The sequence below is a fragment of the Gordonia sp. ABSL11-1 genome (genome assembly GCF_030315685.1).
In the GTDB taxonomy this organism is placed as follows: domain Bacteria; phylum Actinomycetota; class Actinomycetes; order Mycobacteriales; family Mycobacteriaceae; genus Gordonia.
In genome coordinates this window covers 131,341-148,471 of sequence record NZ_JASXSI010000002.1, presented here as the reverse complement: position 1 = coordinate 148,471, position 17,131 = coordinate 131,341, and the positions used below count along the sequence as shown (strand labels likewise).

7 protein-coding genes are annotated in these 17,131 nt (G+C 69.3%); 4 read left to right on the top strand and 3 right to left on the bottom strand.

Features of this window, described 5'->3' with window-relative positions; translation table 11 throughout:
• Nucleotides 1–244: 244 nt before the first annotated feature.
• Both bcp and QSJ19_RS03340 read left to right on the top strand, forming a co-directional pair.
• Nucleotides 245–718 carry a thioredoxin-dependent thiol peroxidase gene (gene bcp, locus QSJ19_RS03345; RefSeq protein WP_286318295.1) on the top strand — a complete coding sequence of 158 codons (474 nt, stop codon included), beginning with the start codon at nucleotides 245–247 and terminating at the stop codon, nucleotides 716–718.
• An 18-nt stretch (nucleotides 719–736) separates the two neighbouring features.
• The gene (locus tag QSJ19_RS03340) at nucleotides 737–1,369 is read left to right on the top strand and encodes a TetR/AcrR family transcriptional regulator (RefSeq protein WP_286318294.1); all 633 of its coding nucleotides are present in this window, start codon (nucleotides 737–739) and stop codon (nucleotides 1,367–1,369) included.
• Between the two features lie 103 nt (nucleotides 1,370–1,472).
• Here QSJ19_RS03340 and acpS read toward each other — a convergent pair whose 3' ends face one another.
• Complete coding sequence (acpS, locus tag QSJ19_RS03335; RefSeq protein ID WP_187583886.1) at nucleotides 1,473–1,865, bottom strand: holo-ACP synthase AcpS; 393 nt, start codon at nucleotides 1,863–1,865, stop codon at nucleotides 1,473–1,475.
• A 20-nt stretch (nucleotides 1,866–1,885) separates the two neighbouring features.
• On the bottom strand, nucleotides 1,886–11,128 hold the full coding sequence (locus QSJ19_RS03330; protein WP_286318293.1) for a type I polyketide synthase: 9,243 nt from the start codon (nucleotides 11,126–11,128) through the stop codon (nucleotides 1,886–1,888).
• Nucleotides 11,129–11,642: 514 nt separating this feature from the next.
• On the opposite strand from QSJ19_RS03330, the gene QSJ19_RS03325 reads away from it, so the two are divergent.
• Entirely contained in the window at nucleotides 11,643–12,113 is a 471-nt protein-coding gene (locus QSJ19_RS03325) for an HIT family protein (RefSeq protein ID WP_286318292.1), read from the top strand.
• Nucleotides 12,110–12,904 (top strand): SIR2 family NAD-dependent protein deacylase, encoded by a 795-nt coding sequence (locus QSJ19_RS03320; RefSeq protein WP_286318291.1) that lies wholly within the window; start codon nucleotides 12,110–12,112, stop codon nucleotides 12,902–12,904. Before QSJ19_RS03325 ends, QSJ19_RS03320 begins: the two co-directional genes overlap by 4 nt.
• A 3-nt stretch (nucleotides 12,905–12,907) precedes the next feature.
• On the opposite strand, the gene QSJ19_RS03315 is transcribed toward QSJ19_RS03320, so the two are convergent.
• A complete protein-coding gene (locus QSJ19_RS03315; protein ID WP_286318290.1) occupies nucleotides 12,908–17,074 on the bottom strand; it encodes a PDDEXK-like endonuclease domain-containing protein in 4,167 nt (1,388 codons plus the stop codon).
• Between the last annotated feature and the right edge of the window lie 57 nt (nucleotides 17,075–17,131).

Below are 17,131 nucleotides of genomic sequence, written 5' to 3'. Positions count from 1 at the left end.
GTGATGTCGGCGTCGTGCCGGTGGCGCCTGGGCGTGATGTCGGCAGATCGGGTCCGACCCCACGGCGCCGCCCGAGCGCCCCGACGCCGTGATCGACCATTCGAGACTACGGCATACGGCCGTGTTCACCGGCGTGTGCAGGACGTTCGGTGTCGTCGGCGGGTGCGGGCGAACGGCGCCATCCCGACATTCCGTACGTGCCCGGACAGAACGGACCGTCGACCCGATCGACTAGCCTGACGGTATGCCAGCGACCACGAGGTTGTCCGTCGGGGACAAGGCTCCCGCGTTCACGCTTCCCGACGCCCAGGACACACCGGTTTCCCTGTCCGATTACGCAGGCCGCAAGGTCATCGTCTATTTCTATCCGGCGGCCTCCACTCCGGGGTGCACCAAGCAGGCGTGTGATTTCCGCGACAATCTCGCAGAGCTCGGGGGCGCGGGGATCGACGTCGTCGGCATCTCCCCCGACAAGCCGGCCAAACTCGCGACCTTTGTCGCCGACGAGGGCCTGACCTTTCCGCTCCTGTCCGACCCGGACAAGAAGGTGCTGACCGAATGGGGCGCGTTCGGTGAGAAGAAGATGTACGGGAAGACAGTCACGGGCGTGATCCGGTCGACGTTCCTCGTCGGCGAGGACGGCACGATCGAGGCCGCCCAGTACAACGTGCGCGCCACCGGGCACGTCGCGAAGCTCCGTCGAGACCTGTCCGTCTGACACCCGCCGACGATCATCATGTCCACGTCAGTCGCCGAGCCGCTGGTCCCTCGCAAGCGGCCGACGCAGGAACGCAGCAAGAAGAAGTTCTCGGCGATGTTGTCGTCGGCGCGGGAGCTGCTGATCGAGGTCGGGTTCGAGTCGCTCACGTGCGAGGAGATCGCCTCTCGCGCGGAGGTGCCGATCGGCACCCTGTATCAGTACTTCGCGAACAAGTACGTCATCGTGTGCGAGCTCGATCGCATGGACACCGTGGACGTCCGTGAGGAATTGGCCGCGTTCGCAACGGAGATCCCGTCGCTCGAGTGGCCGCATCTGCTCGAGAAGTTCCTCGATCACCTCGCCGCGCTCTGGCGCGACGATCCGTCACGACGGGCGGTCTGGTTGGCCGTCCAGTCCACACCGGCCACCCGTGCCACCGCATCGCTGAACGAACGCGTCCTCGCCGAGCAGGTCGCCCGCATCCTCGCGCCGCTGACACCGACCCAGCGCACGCGCCGGGAGATGATGTCGCAGGTCCTCGTGCACACTGCGTACTCGGTCCTGAGCTTCTCCGTCCAGGACGGCCACGACCACGACCTCACCGTCGCCGAGCTCAAACGCATGCTGGCCGGCTATCTCCTCTTGGAGGAGACCACCGCCGAGGCTTGAGCTCGCCCGCCGACAGAACCGGGCACAGTCGGCGAGAAACAGGACACGATCGGCGATGTCGATTCGCCGACCGTGCCCTGTTTCTCGTCGATCGGGTCCGGCGTCAGACCCCTTCGAGGATCGCGACCGCAGCCGCGGTGTCGCCGTCGTGCGTCAGGGACACATGCACCCGGGTGTCGGTGAGCAGTTCGCCGATCTCGCCGCCGAGGCGGATCGCCGGACGGCCCCAGTTGTCGGTGACGACCTCGATGTCGCTGTGGCGGATCAGCGGCAGCAGGGGCGATCGCGAGAACCGGCTGACCGACCACGCTTTCACGACGGCCTCCTTCGCCGCCCAGCGCGCCGCGAGGTGACGGGCCTCGTCGCCGGTGCCCGCCGCCGCGTCACGACGCTCGCGGACCGTGAACCGGTCGCCGAACGTCGTGCCCGGCTGTTTGAGCTGCTCGCCGAACTCCGGGATCGACACGATATCGATCCCCACACCGAGGACGCTCATCGACCCGGCCGACTCCGGGCTCACTCCGACCCGCCGGAGCGCCCGTAACTGCCGGCCTCGGCGAGACGCACCGACGGATCGAGCAACAGCTCGGCCTCGGCGTCGTGCTCGTCGGCCGCCGCGTCGAAGCGACGGTTCGGCGGCCGCTGGTAGGCCGGCTCGACACCGCACATCGCCTCCAGGAGACGATGATTGCCCTTGCGTGAGCGCTCCGCCGACATCCGCCGGTACTCGGCGGCCTGCTCCGCGTCGAGTGTCGCCACGAAGGCCTCCGGATGCACGACCGCGATGAGCCCGGACACATGCCCGAAACCGAGGCTGGTCAGCATGCCGGCCTTGAGCGGGAACCGCTCGCCGAGGTCGAGCGTCTCCCGCGGCCACACCAGGTGCGGGTAGTCGCGCATCTGCTCGTCGACGCAGTCCAGGCTGCGGTTCGGCGGGATGACCCCGTCGCGCAGCAACTGGCACAGGCCGATCAGCTGGAACGCGGCGGCACCACCCTTGGCGTGACCGGTCAGCGACTTCTGCGACACCACGAACAGCGGTGCGCCGTCTCCGCGGCCGATCGCCGAGGCGATCCGCTCGTGCAGTTCGGACTCGTTGGGATCGTTGGCACGCGTGGAGGTGTCGTGCTTCGAGATCACCGCCACATCGTCGGCGCTGACACCGAGTGCACTGAGCGAGAGTGCCAGCGGCGAGGCGTCGTTGCCGCGTGCCGCGCCCAGCGCGCCCAGCCCGGGAGCCGGGATCGACGTGTGGACACCGTCACCGAAGCTCTGCGCCCAGGCCACCACACCGAGCACGGGCAGACCCATCTGCGCCGCGACGTCACCGCGGGCGAGCAGGATCGTCCCACCGCCGGCGGATTCGACGAACCCGCCGCGACGACGGTCGTTGGCGCGCGAGAACCGGCGCTCGTCGATCCCGCGGGCCGACATCTTCGCCGACTCCGCGGTCGCGGACATGTCGCCGAATCCGACGATGCCCTCGATGCCGAGATCGTCGAAGCCGCCGGCCACCGCGAACAGCGCCTTGCCGAGGCGGATCTTGTCCACACCCTCCTCGACCGAGACGGCCGCCGTGGCGCACGCCGCCACCGGGTGGATCATCGCGCCGTAGCTGCCGACGTAGGACTGCACGACATGGGCCGCAACGATGTTCGGCAGCGCCTCCTGCAGGATGTCGTTCGCCTTGGACTCACCGAGCAGCGTGTTGATGTACAGCTCGCGCATCGACGTCATGCCGCCCATACCGGTGCCCTGAGTGTTGGCCACCAGACCGGGATGCACCCACCGCATGAGCTCGGACGGGGTGAAGCCCGACGACAGGAACGCATCGACGGTCGCCACCAGGTTCCACAGCGCGACACGGTCGATCGACTCGGCCATGTCGGGCGTGACGCCCCAGCGGGTCGGGTCGAACCCGGTCGGGATCTGGCCGCCGACGGTGCGTGACAGCGAGAATTGCCGCGGCACACGGATCTCCGTGCCGGCCAGGCGGGTGACCTGCCAGTCGCCGGTCTCCGCGTTCTCCGCGACCCGGGTCTTCTCCGGGTTCGCCGATGCGAAGGCCCGCGCCTCGGCCTCGGAGCTCACCGTGAAGGTGAGGTCATCGTCGAGGAACACCGAGGTGAGCAGCGGCGACGTGTTGTCGATCATCGCACCCTCGTCGGCGTAGCGACGAATACCGCATCGCGACACGACCTCATCGTGATACCGCTCGGCGATCTCGCTCTCCGGCACCGGATCTCCCGACTCGGTGTCGTACCACCCCGGCTTGGGTGCGGTGTCCCAGTGGATCAGACCGGTGTTCCACGCGAGCTCGACGACACCTGCGGCCGACAGTTTCTCGTGCACCTCCATCTCGAGGCGGGTCCGCGACGAGCCGTACGGTCCGAGCTCACCGGCGCCGACGATGACGACGAGGTCCTCGGGTCGGGCGTCGATGGACGGCCACTGCGGGGTCATCCCGGTCGCCGCACGCGCGGGCGCGGGCAGTGCGGCCACGGTCGGCGCCGACTCCTCGGCGTCCTCGGCCTCCGACGACGCGGCGTCAGCCGCGGCTCCGGCGAGCGCCTTGAGATCGATCGACGGATCGAGACCGCCGGTGAAGTCGGCGACGATCGCCTCGCTGCGGGCATGCGCACGGTGATCCGGTGTGCACAGGCCGAGCAGGTTGGCGGCCATCTCCTCGGTGCTCCAGGTCCGGACACCGGCCGCCTCGACGGCGTCGACCATGCCGTCGTTGTGGCCCATCAGTCCGGTGCCACGCACCCAACCGATCAGCGCGTGCGCGATGGTCGTCTTCTGATTCCACGAATCCTCAGCGGCCCAGCGGGTCACGAGTGCATCGAGCGAGGCCTTGCTCTCGCCGTATGCGCCGTCGCCGCCGAACATGCCGCGGTTCGGGGAACCGGGCAGCACCACGTGGACGCGGGCGGCGATGTCGTGGTCGGCATGCAGTTCGCCCAGACCGGCGATCATCCGCTCGACCGACCAGAGCAGGACCTTCATCTCGAGTTCGGCACGGCCGCCGGCGTCGGTGAGGTCACCGGCGACACGGGGTGCGGCGAACGGGAACAGCAGGGTCGGCTTCATGGCCGGCTTGATCACCGACGTCGTTCCACCGAGATTCTCGGTCTGCTCCGCGCCGATCCACTCGACCAGATCGTCGACGTCGGTGTAGGACGCCATGTTGGCCGGTGCCACCCAGAGCGCCGCATCGAATCGTGCGTTCTCCCGATACAGCTTCTTGTAGAACGCCAGTTTGGCGGAGTCCAGACGTGAGGTCGTCGCGACGACGGTCGCACCACCGGCCAGCAGACCGGCGATCACGCCCGAGGCGATCGACCCCTTGCCCGCACCGGTGACGACCGCGATCTCGTCGGACCACTGCCCCGCTCCGGGCTGCTCCGCGGCATGCGCGATGCCCGCGAAAACCCGTGCATGAACGGCGTTCCCGGACGCGAGGGCCTTGCCCTGCCACCATGTCGCGTGCTGCGCGACGGTGTGGCCCGCGCCGTCGAACCGGCTGACCACGCGCTCGAAGTCGTCGTCGACGTCGTGCTCGTCGGTGAGCCAGATGCGGACGAGGTCCTCCCGGCTGGTCGCCCAGCGGTCGTCGACGAGGACGACCTTGGCCGAGTCGAAGGCCGGCGCGACGGTGCGCGCCCAGTCCGAACCGAGTTCGGCGCTGACCCGTTCCGCGATGACCACGTTCGGATCCTCGGCGACCTCGGCGACCTCGGCGGTGTCGGCCAGGCCGAGTTTCTCCAGCACGGTGTAGGCAGCCGAGGCCAGCGCACCGGAACGACCGGTGATCTGTTCGGTGAACTCACCGAGCGCGGCGGCGTCCACCGTCGCTCCACCGCCCCCCTCGGCGGCCGGCTTCGCGACCGAGATGCCCCGGGCGGCACCGACCGTGGTGACAGCGCGATCGATCAGGGCGTCGAGCGCGTCGGCGTTGGCCAGGGGGCCGTCGAGCAGATTCCCCAGGTCCTCGCCGCGGACGCTGGCACCGTCACGAGTACCCAGCGCGACCGCCACGGTGGTGTGCAGGCCCCATCCGGTCCCCAGCTGCCAGACGTTCGAGACGCGATCGGTGATGTAGGACTGGCGCTTGCCGACCGGACCGAGCACCTTGCGGACCTGGTCGCCGACGGCGTCGGTGAGCACCGGGCCGAGCGGCCGGTAGCCGCGGGCGAGTGTCTCGACCGTCGAGGAGAGCGCGTTCATGTCGGCTTCGGCCGCACCGTCGATCGCGCCCAGACCGAGTTCGCCACCGATGTCCAGCAGCAACTGGTTCCGGCGCGACGAGACGCCGTCGCACAGCGCCTCGATGGTGTCGGCGGAACCGATCTGATCGGTGCGCATCTTCGTCCACAGCGCGATGACGGACTTGACCGCATCCGCCGGACCGAACGAGATGTCGTCCGGTCGCGGGCCACCGGCTGCCGGGGCCGGTGCGGGCGCCGCGGCCGGGGCAGCCGGAGCTGCCGGGGCGGCAGCCGAATCCGCCGTCTCCGCGGCGGGAGCCGGTGTGTCGTCGGCTTCGTCCTCGGGCTCCGGACCGGAGTCCTTCGCCAGGATGAGATCCGAATCCCGTTCCACGTTGGCGACCTCGGTGGTCGCCGAGGCGTAGTCGTCGAGCTTGAGGGTGTTCGACGCGAGGCCGGCGAGGGTGGGGGCACCCTTCAGACCGATCTCGACGAATCGCTGCACACCCAGGCCGTCACGCTCGGGTCCGGCGAACAGCAGTTCCTGGGTCTCGATCCAGCGGACCGGGCTGGCGAACTGCCAGGCGAGGAGCTCGATGAGCACCACGCGGACCAGTCCGCTCGGGTTGACCTCCCACGAATCCCAGTCCGCGAGAACCTCGTTCAGCGGGTCGGACGGAACCAGCGCCGCGATCTCCTCGACGAAGGACTTCTCGAGGGTGAACAGGCGGGGCACCAGGTTGGGGATGTAGTGACCGACCAGGATCGCCGGGTCGATGTGCTCAGGCAGGAGTTCACCCAGCTTGGCGCGGAACTCGGGGACGCCGGCGCGCAGGACCGTCGAGTGGAAAGGCACGTCGATCCCCGGGACCAGGATGAATGATCGCTTCCCGCCGAACTCGGTACGGCGGCGTTCGATCTCGTCCTCGAGATGCTCGAGGCCCCGGACCGTACCGGCGATCGCGTACTGCGAGCCGAGCAGGTTCAGGTTGACGACCTCGAGGAACTCGCCGACGGAGGCACCGACCTCGGCGACGAACTCCGTGACGTCACCGTCGGCCAGCCCGAACTGGCTCGGGCGGATGGCTGCCATGCGATAGTCGCTGCGGCCCAGCTCGTCTCGAGGGACGAGGTGATGCATCGCCTCGCCGCGCTGGAAGACGACCTCGAGCACTGCCTCCAGCGGGAGGACGCCGGCGCAGGCCGCCAGCGCGTTGTACTCACCGACGGAGTGGCCACAGGTGATCGCGCCCTCGACGAAGCCACCCGACTCCTTGAGCTCGGCGATCTGAGCGACACCCAGCGTCGCCATCGCGACCTGGGTGAACTGCGTCAGGTACAGCACGCCGTCCGGGTGGTTGTAGGTGGTGCCGTTGGCGACGAGCGTCGTCGGGTTGTCGCGGACGACGGCGAGGATCGAGAAGCCCAGTGCGGCACGGGTGTGCTTGTCGGCACGGTCCCAGATCTCACGGGCGGCCTTCGAGCGGGAGCGGGCGTCGAGACCCATTCCCTTGCTCTGGATGCCCTGCCCCGGGAAGGCGTAGACGGTCCGCGGGGCGGCCAGCAGTCCGGTCGCGCTCATGACCAGGTCGTCGCCGACCTTGGCGGAGACCTCGACGACCTCACGTCCGGCGTCGAGTCCGACGCGGTCGACGCGGATCGTGACGGCGTCGCCGGTGCGGACCATGCCGAGGTACCGCGCGGTCCAGCCGATCAGCGGGCGCGCCGACGGGACAGGGTTCTTGCTGTCGGTCGCGGTGACGACCTGCTGTGCGGCGGCCGACAGCCACATGCCGTGCACGATCGGGTCGCCGAGACCGGCCAGCCGCGCCGCGGTGGTGTCGGTGTGGATCGGGTTGCGATCTCCCGAGACCGCGGCGAAGCCGTTCATCCGGCTCGGTGCGGTGACGGTGGCCGACCGGATCAGTTTGCGGGTCGCCGACTGCTCGCCGGTCGCCGCGCCGCCGGCGCGTGCCGGATCGGACAGTTGCTCGGCACCCAGACGTCCGCGGATGGCGAAGCGTTCCTGCATCGTCGCGATGGCGCCCTCGGGGCCGGCGAGCTCGACGCGCACCTCGACGACACGTCCGACCTCGGTGTCGTGGACGGCCCCGGTACGGGCCGTGACCGTCAGTTCGGTGGCGACGGAAGGGATCTCGCCGACCAGCTCGACCGCGTGGTCGAGGTGGACGAGGTCCAGGAGACCTTCGACGACGGGGGCGCCGGAGTCGGTGCGGGCGGCACCGATCACGCTGAACACGCTCGGCCACGAGGCGCCGACAAGTGTGTCGGGCACGGCGAAACCGAACGGCTCGGTGGGCGTCGTCGGACGCAGATGGGCCGGCATGGTGTAGCCGGTGACGGCGGCGTGATCGGCGACACCGTCCGGATCCCACGACACGGTGGTGGTCGAGGCACCGTCGGTGACCTCGGCGAGTCCGCCACCGGCAGCCACCGTGAGGATCTCGCGCATGGCCTGGGCGGCCTCGTCGATCCCGACGCGGGGGTTGCCACCGTCGAGCAGGGTGGCGTCCACGTGCAGCGGGATACGCACCGACGCACCGGAGATCGGTGAGATCAGATCGAAGCGGTCGTCGGCGACACGCTCCACCACGGACCCGGTCGGCTCGTGCTCGGCGCGGTTCTGGTCGACGAGTTCCCAGCGATCGCGATCACCGAGCAGTGCAATCGGATTGGGGACCATCCGGCCGACCCAATCGACGTCGTCGGCCTCGAGGACGGCGACGATGGCGCCGTCACCGGCGACCAGACCGGCACGCTTGCGGGTGTCGACGGCGACCGACTCGGTGCCGGCCCCCTCGAGATCACTGACGACTCGGGCCTCGAACCGGTCGAGGAGTTCGCCGACCGGCTCGTCGACGCGGGTGATTCCCGCGACCGCGACCGGTCCGGGGATCACGCAGACGGCGTCGGCCGGATACCGCGCGTCGTGGGCCTGCCACAGCGAGTCACTGCGCCACCAGCGCCGGACGTCCTTGTCGATGATCGGCACGAAGTTGACCGGCTTGCCCGGCGTACGGCACAGCTCGAGGAAGAACGCGACGTCGGCGGGGTGCAGCACGTCCGTCTCGATCTCGGGGTACACGCTGCCGAGGGCATCGATCGCCGAGTGCGGGTCGTCGGTGCTGCCCATCTCGCCGAACATCGTCGGGATGGGACCGGAGTCGACCGGGCTCATCCGGGCCTCGGTGCGCTGCAGCATGTCCACGAAACGCTGCTGCCAGGTGATGTCGGCCCACGGCAGCTGATCGGACCGTCCATCGCCCACGGCGAGCGTGGCGTAACGGTCGAGCCAGGCGCGGTAGGTCATGCTCGCCACATCGCCGAAGTAGGGCTTGGCGGTGTCGGCCATGGCGGCGATGATCTCGTCGCGGCGATCGGCGACCGCATCACCGTCACCTGCGACCTCGTCGAGGATCCGGCCACACCGTGAGGCGGTGTTGTCGATCTCGTGGATGTCGGCGCCGAGCTGACTGCGTCCGGAAGCCATTCCGGCGGTGGCGTGTCCGGCACCGATCCAGTCGTCGCAACCGACGGTGTCGACGAGCAGCTGCTTGACCTCGGGAGCCGTCGTCGCCTCCTTGGCGGCCATGGCGGCCGTGCCGACGAGGATGCCGTCGAGCGGCATCGACGGATAGCCGTAGGCGGCCGACCACGCGCCGGTGAGGTAGTCGCTGGCGCGCTCGGGGGTACCGATGCCGCCACCCACGCAGATGACGACGTTGTTGCGCGCCCGCAGCTCGCCGTAGGTCGCGATCAGCAGATCGTCGAGGTCCTCCCACGAGTGGTGGCCGCCGGCGCGCCCGCCCTCGATCTGCACGATGACCGGGTGGTGCGGGACCTCCGCGGCGATCCGCACGACGGCGCGGATCTGCTCGACGGTGCCCGGCTTGAAGGCGACGAAACGCAGACCGGCCTCGACGAACTCGTCGACGAGAGCCACCGCGTCCTCGAGCTCGGGGATACCGGCGGAGACGACGACACCGTCGATCGGGGCACCCTGTGCACGCGCCTTCTGCACGAGTCGCTTGCCGCCCAGCTGCAGCTTCCACAGGTAGGGGTCGAGGAACAGTGCGTTGAACTGGGCCTGCCGGCCGTCGTCGAGGAGTTCGGTGAGCTTGTCGACGTTGTCGGCGAAGATCTGTTCGGTGACCTGCCCGCCGCCGGCGAGTTCGGCCCAGTGCCCGGCGTTGGCGGCCGCGGCGACGATGGCCGGGTCGACCGTGGTCGGGGTCATGCCGGCCAGCAGCATCGGCGAACGACCGGTCAGGCGGGTGAAGGCGGTGTCGACGACGCGACGGCCGTCCGGGAGTTCGACGAGCTGCGGCGCGAACTGCGTCCACGGGCGCGCGACCTCCGGGATGCCCCCCGGGCTGAACAGGTTCCGCTGCCCGACGCGCAGGGCCGCGGACACCAGGCCGACGCCCTGACCGCGGACGAGCGAGGAGGTCAGACGCGTGGCGAGGTCACCCGGACCGAAGTCGAGGATCCACCGGGCACCCGAGTCGACGACACCGTCGACGGTCGCGACCCAGTCCACGGTGTCGACGAGGATGGCACGCGCGTGGGCGACCGCGGTCTCGCGGTCGATCGCGCACTCGTCGGCCCACTGCGCGACGAGCTCGACGGCCTCGGCCATGGCCGGATGGTGGAAGGCCACGCTCACGTCGAGGTGATCGAACTTCGGAGCGAACGGCGCCCCGCCGGTGACCTTGCGCTTGCGGTCGTCGGCCTCGGCGTCGGCGATCCGCTCGCAAAGTGCGGCGAAGGCGGCCAGATGACGCGGGGCGCCGGACAGCGCGACCGAGCGCCGCCCGTTGGTGATCGAGATGACCGGCGCTGTGGCCAGATCCGACGAGCTGAGTCCGTCGCGGTACTCGGCGAGGATCTCGGCGATGCGTGCCGGGGCGGCACCGCTGACGGCCAGCATGGGAGTGCCGTCGCCCGTGGTGGAGAGTCCGCGACGACGTGCGATGACGGTGCCGGCGGCACCGATGAGATGTGCGATCGCCAGCAGCAGACCCTGACCGGACTCGGCGACGTGCCCCTCGGCGCCGATGGCATGGGTGGCGATCGATCCCTGGGAGTGACCGATGACGGCGGTCGGCGCGATCGCCGTGGTGTCCAGGCCCTGCTTCTTCAGCGCCTCGATGGCCGCGAGCTGGGTCAGCAGGACACCCGGTCCGGAGAGCGTGAAGTCGGCGAGCTCGGTGTCGCTGGGGACCGATTCCTCGGCGTCGAGGGCACGCACCCAGGCGAGGGGGTGGAAGCCGTCGGCGACGGCGATGGTGATGCGGTCGGCGACGGGATCGATGATCCGCTCGGCCGCCTCGACGATCTTGGCGATCCGGTGCTCGAGGTCGGCGTCGACGACCAGCTCGGCCAGGGTGGGCAGCCACGGCGATCCCTGACCGCCGAAGCTGATGGCGTACGGCTCACCGTCGGCGAGACGGTCGATCAGTGTGGTGGTGGGACGTTCCGCGCGAGCGGCGCCCTGTGCTCCTGAGCGGTGGTGGTCGACGGTCACGGTTTCTCCTCTGGTCTCGACACGTCGGGAGGGGCTCGTCGTGTCGCGGGTCGGGGTGGGCTGGCGTCGTGGTGCGGGCAGGAGGCACGCCACACACAAGTGCGATCGGTCGTCGGGTGTTCGCGGTCCCAGTGCGGCGCTCTTTGGCACACTGCTTGAACACGCCTGCCGCACAACGGTTTCGGCGACTCGCGAGACTCTGCCGTGAGTCATCGTCGGCGTGAACGTGAACCCATGATGGCACATGAAAATGAGGCTTTCCTCATGTTCTGTTGTGACTAGTCGGTATACCCATCGGTAACCCCGCGGGTAACACAGGTGTTCACCGAGTGCCCACCGCGAACGCGCGCCATACCCCCAGTTGACGGGCGGTGTCCGAGCGCTCGATCGGGGTTCGGAGCAGGTGTTTTCGACCGTTATGAAATCGTTATGTGACATGGTGCACTCCTGGTGGGGCGCTCGTGGCGCGCCACCACGCCACGTCCGACCTCCGGGAAAAGTAAGGTGTGGCGGCATGACATCGTGCGTGTTCTGCGACATCGTCGAGGGGATCGCGCCCTCGCGGACGATCTACCGCGACGACGACGTGATCGGCTTCCTGGACATCCGCCCGGTCACCCGCGGGCACACCCTGCTCGTGCCCCGTCAGCACTCCTCCGGCCTGGCCGATCTGGCCCCTCATCTCGGCGGCAGCCTCGTGTCTGCAGGCCAGCGCGTGGCGGCTGCGATGAAGGCGGGCGCCATCGCCGCCGACGGGGTGAACCTCGTGATCAACGATGGCAGAGCAGCGTTCCAGACCGTGTTCCACACGCACCTCCACGTGGTCCCGCGCCACGACGGAGACAAACTGAGCTTCGCGAAGGGCCTGGTCGTCCGGCGCGATCCCGATCCCGACGAGACCGCGGAGAGCCTTCGCGCCGCCCTCGCGCAGGCGTCACGCACCACCGACGACCCTGCAGGCGACCACACCGCGGACGATCGATGACCGCCGGAGACGAGACCGAGGTCGCCGCGCACGTCGACGTGCCGGCGGCGGCGGTCGAGCTGGTCCGGGACGCCGAGTGGGTCACCGTGTTCACCGGCGCCGGGATGTCCGCGGAGAGCGGGATCGCCACATTCCGGGACGCGGAGACCGGGCTTTGGGAACGATTCGATCCCGCACAGCTGGCGACCCCCGAGGCGTGGCGCGAGGACCCCGACCTCGTCTGGGCCTGGTATCAGTGGCGAGCACGGCTGGTGCGCGAGGCCCAGCCGAACGCGGGTCACCGTGCGATCGCCGACCTCGGTCGCGACCGGACGGTCATGGTCGTCACCCAGAACGTCGACGACCTCCATGAGCGTGCCGGCAGCGACGTCGTCAGCCATCTGCACGGGAGTCTCTTCGCGCCCCGCTGCAGCAACTGCGGACGGCCGTATCACGGAACCGATGCCGACCCCGACCGCGCGCTGCATCAGGTCCGGGTGGAACCGCCGTCGTGCCCGGTCTGCCTGTCGGCGGTCCGGCCGGGGGTGGTGTGGTTCGGCGAACACCTGCCTGAGGACGCGATGACACGCGCGGACAATGCCTTTCGCGCCTGTGACGTGGTGATCGTGGTGGGCACCAGCGGTGTCGTGCACCCGGCGGCATCGCTGCCCGAGCGCGCCCGGGCCGCAGGTACCCCGGTCATCGAGTTCAATCCGGAGCCATCCGCCTTGACTCCGCTGGCGACGCATTCCCTACGTACCACCGCCGCGGCGGGTCTCCCAGCACTCCTCGACGCGGTCCGGTCCGGCTAGCGTCTACTCCCCCGCGCTCAGATCGATCGGTTCCCACCGCGGACCAGTCGTGTCCGAGGACGAGACCTGTGCCACCGACCCGGGCTTCACCCCGCGCCGGTCGAGCGCCTCCCACAGCCCGTCGAGGGCCTGTTCCGGATCGAGTTCGAACTCCGATTCCCGGACGCGCCAGAACTCCCAGCCACACCGACGCAGTTCGCGTTCGCGTTCCATGTCCGAGCGCGCCTGCTCGCCGGTGGTCCGGAACGACTCACCGTCACACTCGACGGCCATCCGTGCGTCCGAACCGGTCACGACGAGGTCGATCACCCGGTTGTTGACGGTCACCGACGGCACGACGTGATAACCCCGCTGCGCCAGCCGGTTGAACACGCGTTGTTCGAACAGACTCGAGAACGGCTGTCGGCGTTGATGATCGGAGACATCGGTAGGCATGGGCGCGATCGTGGGCCCCTGGTTCGACTCGACGTAGCCGACGAGTGAATACCGCAGATCGTTCGGCTTGAGCCGATCGAGGTCGATCGAATGGAACAGCCACAGTTGATCCATGGCCCGCGACGCCGCCACGTTCATCCGTCGCTGCGACTCCGCACGCGTCAACGGGGCGATCGCCGATGGATCCGAGACCACCATCGACAGCAGGATCACGTGACGCTCGTCGCCCTGGAAATCCGGCGGGGTACCCACGCGGATACGGCGTGTCCGCCACACGTCGTCGCCGACCACCGCCCGCAGCCGGCGGGTGATCTCGTCGACCTGCCGAGTCCCCTGCAGCGCGATGATGCCGAAATCCAGTCCGTCGTAGGCCGGATCAGACAGGCAGTCGGTCACCGTCTCGACGATCCGCGCCGCCTCGATCTCGTTCACCACCGCGGCACCCTGCCCGCTCGCGACGCCCTCGTCGACCGACGTCGAACGCAGTGGGGGCAACCGGTCGGCGCCGAACTGACGTACCGGGATGAGCGGCGCACCCGAATAGAACTGGCGAGAGGAGAACTCGATGATCTCGGGCATCGACCGGAAGTGCTCGCGCAAACGGATCAGATGCCCGAACCTGCTGCGCAACAACGAGAAGAGGCTCGATCGCGGGGTCAGGCCGTCGCGCAGGTAGTTCGGGAGATCCGGCAGGTAGGAGTCGAGTTTGGCGAAGGCGTCGTCGAGTGTGGTGCCCGACAGCCCGCTGGGAGCGCACTGCCGGTCGTCGCCGACGACGATCACCCGCGGCGCGAGCCAGAGCAGGAACGAACTGGTGATGTCGGCCTGGCTCGCCTCGTCGACGATCACCACGTCGAATGCATCGCGCCGCGGGTCGACGGTCTCGGCCACCTGACTGATCGACATGATCCACGCCGGGACCGCACTCTGCGCCTGCTCCATCGCGGCACGGGCCGCGGCGCGGAAACGGTGGGCGTGCTTTCCCGAGCCCTTGCCCAGGTTGATCATGTGGTCCCGATAGGACTGCAGTGCCTGCACCTGCGCGACACTCATGCGGCCCAGGCACGCCCGCCACGCCCGCGCCGCGGTCAACCGGGCCGTGAACTGTGCGATGTCCGCCTCGTACTCGTCGAGTTCGGCCTGCAGACGCGTCTCCAGCGTGGGATCGCTCCGGTCCTCCGCCCAGGTCTGTGCCCGACGCCACGCCCACGCGTCGGCGACGTCCCGCACCCGGACATCCCACGCGGGGTCGTCGGCCGTCTCGGTGAGCAGCGCATAGAACTCCGGCGCCTTGCCGCGGAGACGCAGCGACAGCAGATCCAGCGCGGTCTGCGCCTGCAATTCGTCGCGTGCGGAGTTCCAGCGGCGCCGGGCGGACGCGATCGCTACCGCATCCGCGTTCGCCAGGGCGGCGACGAGGGCATCACCTTCCGGCGACGGTCCCTGCTCGACCTCGGCCGACAGGCGGTACGAACACGCCGCGAGCTCGTGCTCGGCGATCACCGCATCGTTCGTCGATGCGATCTCACCTGCCTGGTAGGCCACCGCCGACACCTCGTCCACGCTGCGGGGTCGCGGCCCACCGGGACTGATGGCCTCGAGTTCACGGACCAGCTGATCACGCCCGGACAAGAGTTCGGAGATCCAAGCGAGCTGGTTGTCCAGTCGGACGAGGGTGTTCAGCTGTGTCGACCGAGAACCCGAGTTGTCCACCGGGACATGCAGATCGGCAAGAACCCGCTGCACCTGACCGACCGCCTCGATGACCGCCAGGTGATCGGCCACCAGCCGCAGCGATCGTTCGTCGATCGGCGCCCGCCCGTCGACCGTCGCCGCGACGCCGGAGTCCTCGACCGCGCGTTGCTCGGGTGAGCGCAGCAGTCGTCCCCGCCAGCGCCCGCCGGCGGCCAGATGATCGGCCGCCGCGGTGAAGACCTCGCTGTCCCCCGGTGCGGCACCGTCGGCGGTGACGACGTGCGCACCGATCGTCCGATCCCGCTCGGCCGCCTCGGCGATGATCGGCGACAGGCCGATCACCCGCGACCACAGATGCTGCGCCTGGCCGTCCAGGAGCCGGTCGGCCATGTCGACCACGGTCACCGGGAATCCCGCGACCTCACCCGACGCGACGGCCAGACGTTCACAGACCTCCTTGATGCGCACGAGACGGGCGCTGTCCACGCCGGCGAGGATCGACAGCAAGGAGCCGCTGCCGACCATGGGCTCGGTGGGGCGCTGCGCGATTCGTTGGCAGATGCTCTCCAGCGTGGCGGTGTCGGGCAGATGATCGGCGAGATCGGGCAAACGTTGGCCCAGGCGTGAGCGGGGATCGGCGGTGGTGCGCAGCAGATCGAGGAGCCGGACGAACTCATCGGCGTCCAGCGGCGGTGCCACGCCCTCGAGCGGCCCCGGCAGCCAATCGTGGCGGGGTGCGTCGGCGGCACACTGGCGCACCACCTCGGCTGCCGTCCCGCGATAGTCGCCGGCCACCCACTCGTGGGCCTCGGTCTCCGACTCCCGTGCGCTCCAGAGCTCGCGCAGCACCCGCTCGCGCTTCCAGGTCGCCTGCTCTCGCTTGTCGAGCAGATCGGCGATCTCCGCCTCGACGACGCGCGGCTGATGGCCCGCCTTCCTCTCGGCGATCGCCTCGACGCCGGAGACCGTCGCGTCGGCGTCGTCGCGCCCGACGTCGGCGATGGACACCGCCAGCTCACGCAGTTCCGGGGGCAACATGTCGCGGATGACGGTCAGGGCGTGGGCCTTCTCGCTGGTCACCAGGACGCGCTGCCCCTTGGCGAGCAGCGCGGCGGTGAGATTGGCGATCGTGTGGGTCTTGCCGGTCCCCGGTGGGCCCTCGACGACGACTCCGCTGTCGACGCCGAGTTGCGCCAACACATCACGCTGTTCGACGTTGGCGGGCAGTGGGTAGAGCGCGTCACGGACCAGGTCGTCAGGGGCCATCACATCCGCCCGGGCCAGCGCGGCCAGACGCTCGGGCGCCTCGATCGGTGCGACGAGCTGTGCGAGGCCGATCGGGAGGTCATCGGGATGCGCCCGCAGTTCGGTCAGGATCGCGTCGTAGAACGCCAGCGCGGCGGTGACACCCCGGCGACGCAGGACAAGCGCCGGCCGGTTGTCGACGGACAGACTGATCGAGTCCGCGTCGACGGAGATCTGCTGACGCCAGGAGTCCATCAGCTCGGGGAACCTGCCTCCGAGCGGGTTGGCGAGGTCGGTGATACGAACGCGCGCCTTCATCGCGTCCGAGAGGTCGATGCCCTCGATCGGCGCGAGGAGATAGGTGTCGTGGACCATCGGCACCGATCCGGTGCCGAGTGAGATCCGGATACTGCCGGTCTCGTCGTCGCGGTCCGCGATCACCTGCTGGGTGACGAGGTGATCGCGGATACGGATCTCACCGTCGTCGTCGGCGTCGCGGACCGTGACCAGGGCGTTGGCCACAACCAGCTCGAGCGTTTCGGGACTGTCGTGCAACTCGTCGACGAGTTGCGCCACCGACGCGTGTCCGTCGTCGTCTGCGTCGAGTTCGATGACGGGCTGCCCGGCACCGGCCGACGCGCGGACACCGACCTCGGTGGATCGTCCGATCCAGACCACCCCGGGGTGGCGATCGACGTCGTTGACGATCTCCGAACGGGAGCGGACCAACTCGTGAAGGTAACCGAGTAGTCGGATGACCTGGTCGCTCCGCTGCGTGTCACTCCCGTCGGCCATGCCCACTCGATCCCTCCTCCGTGCGCCGTCCCCCGGCGTCGTCGGCAGGATTCACTG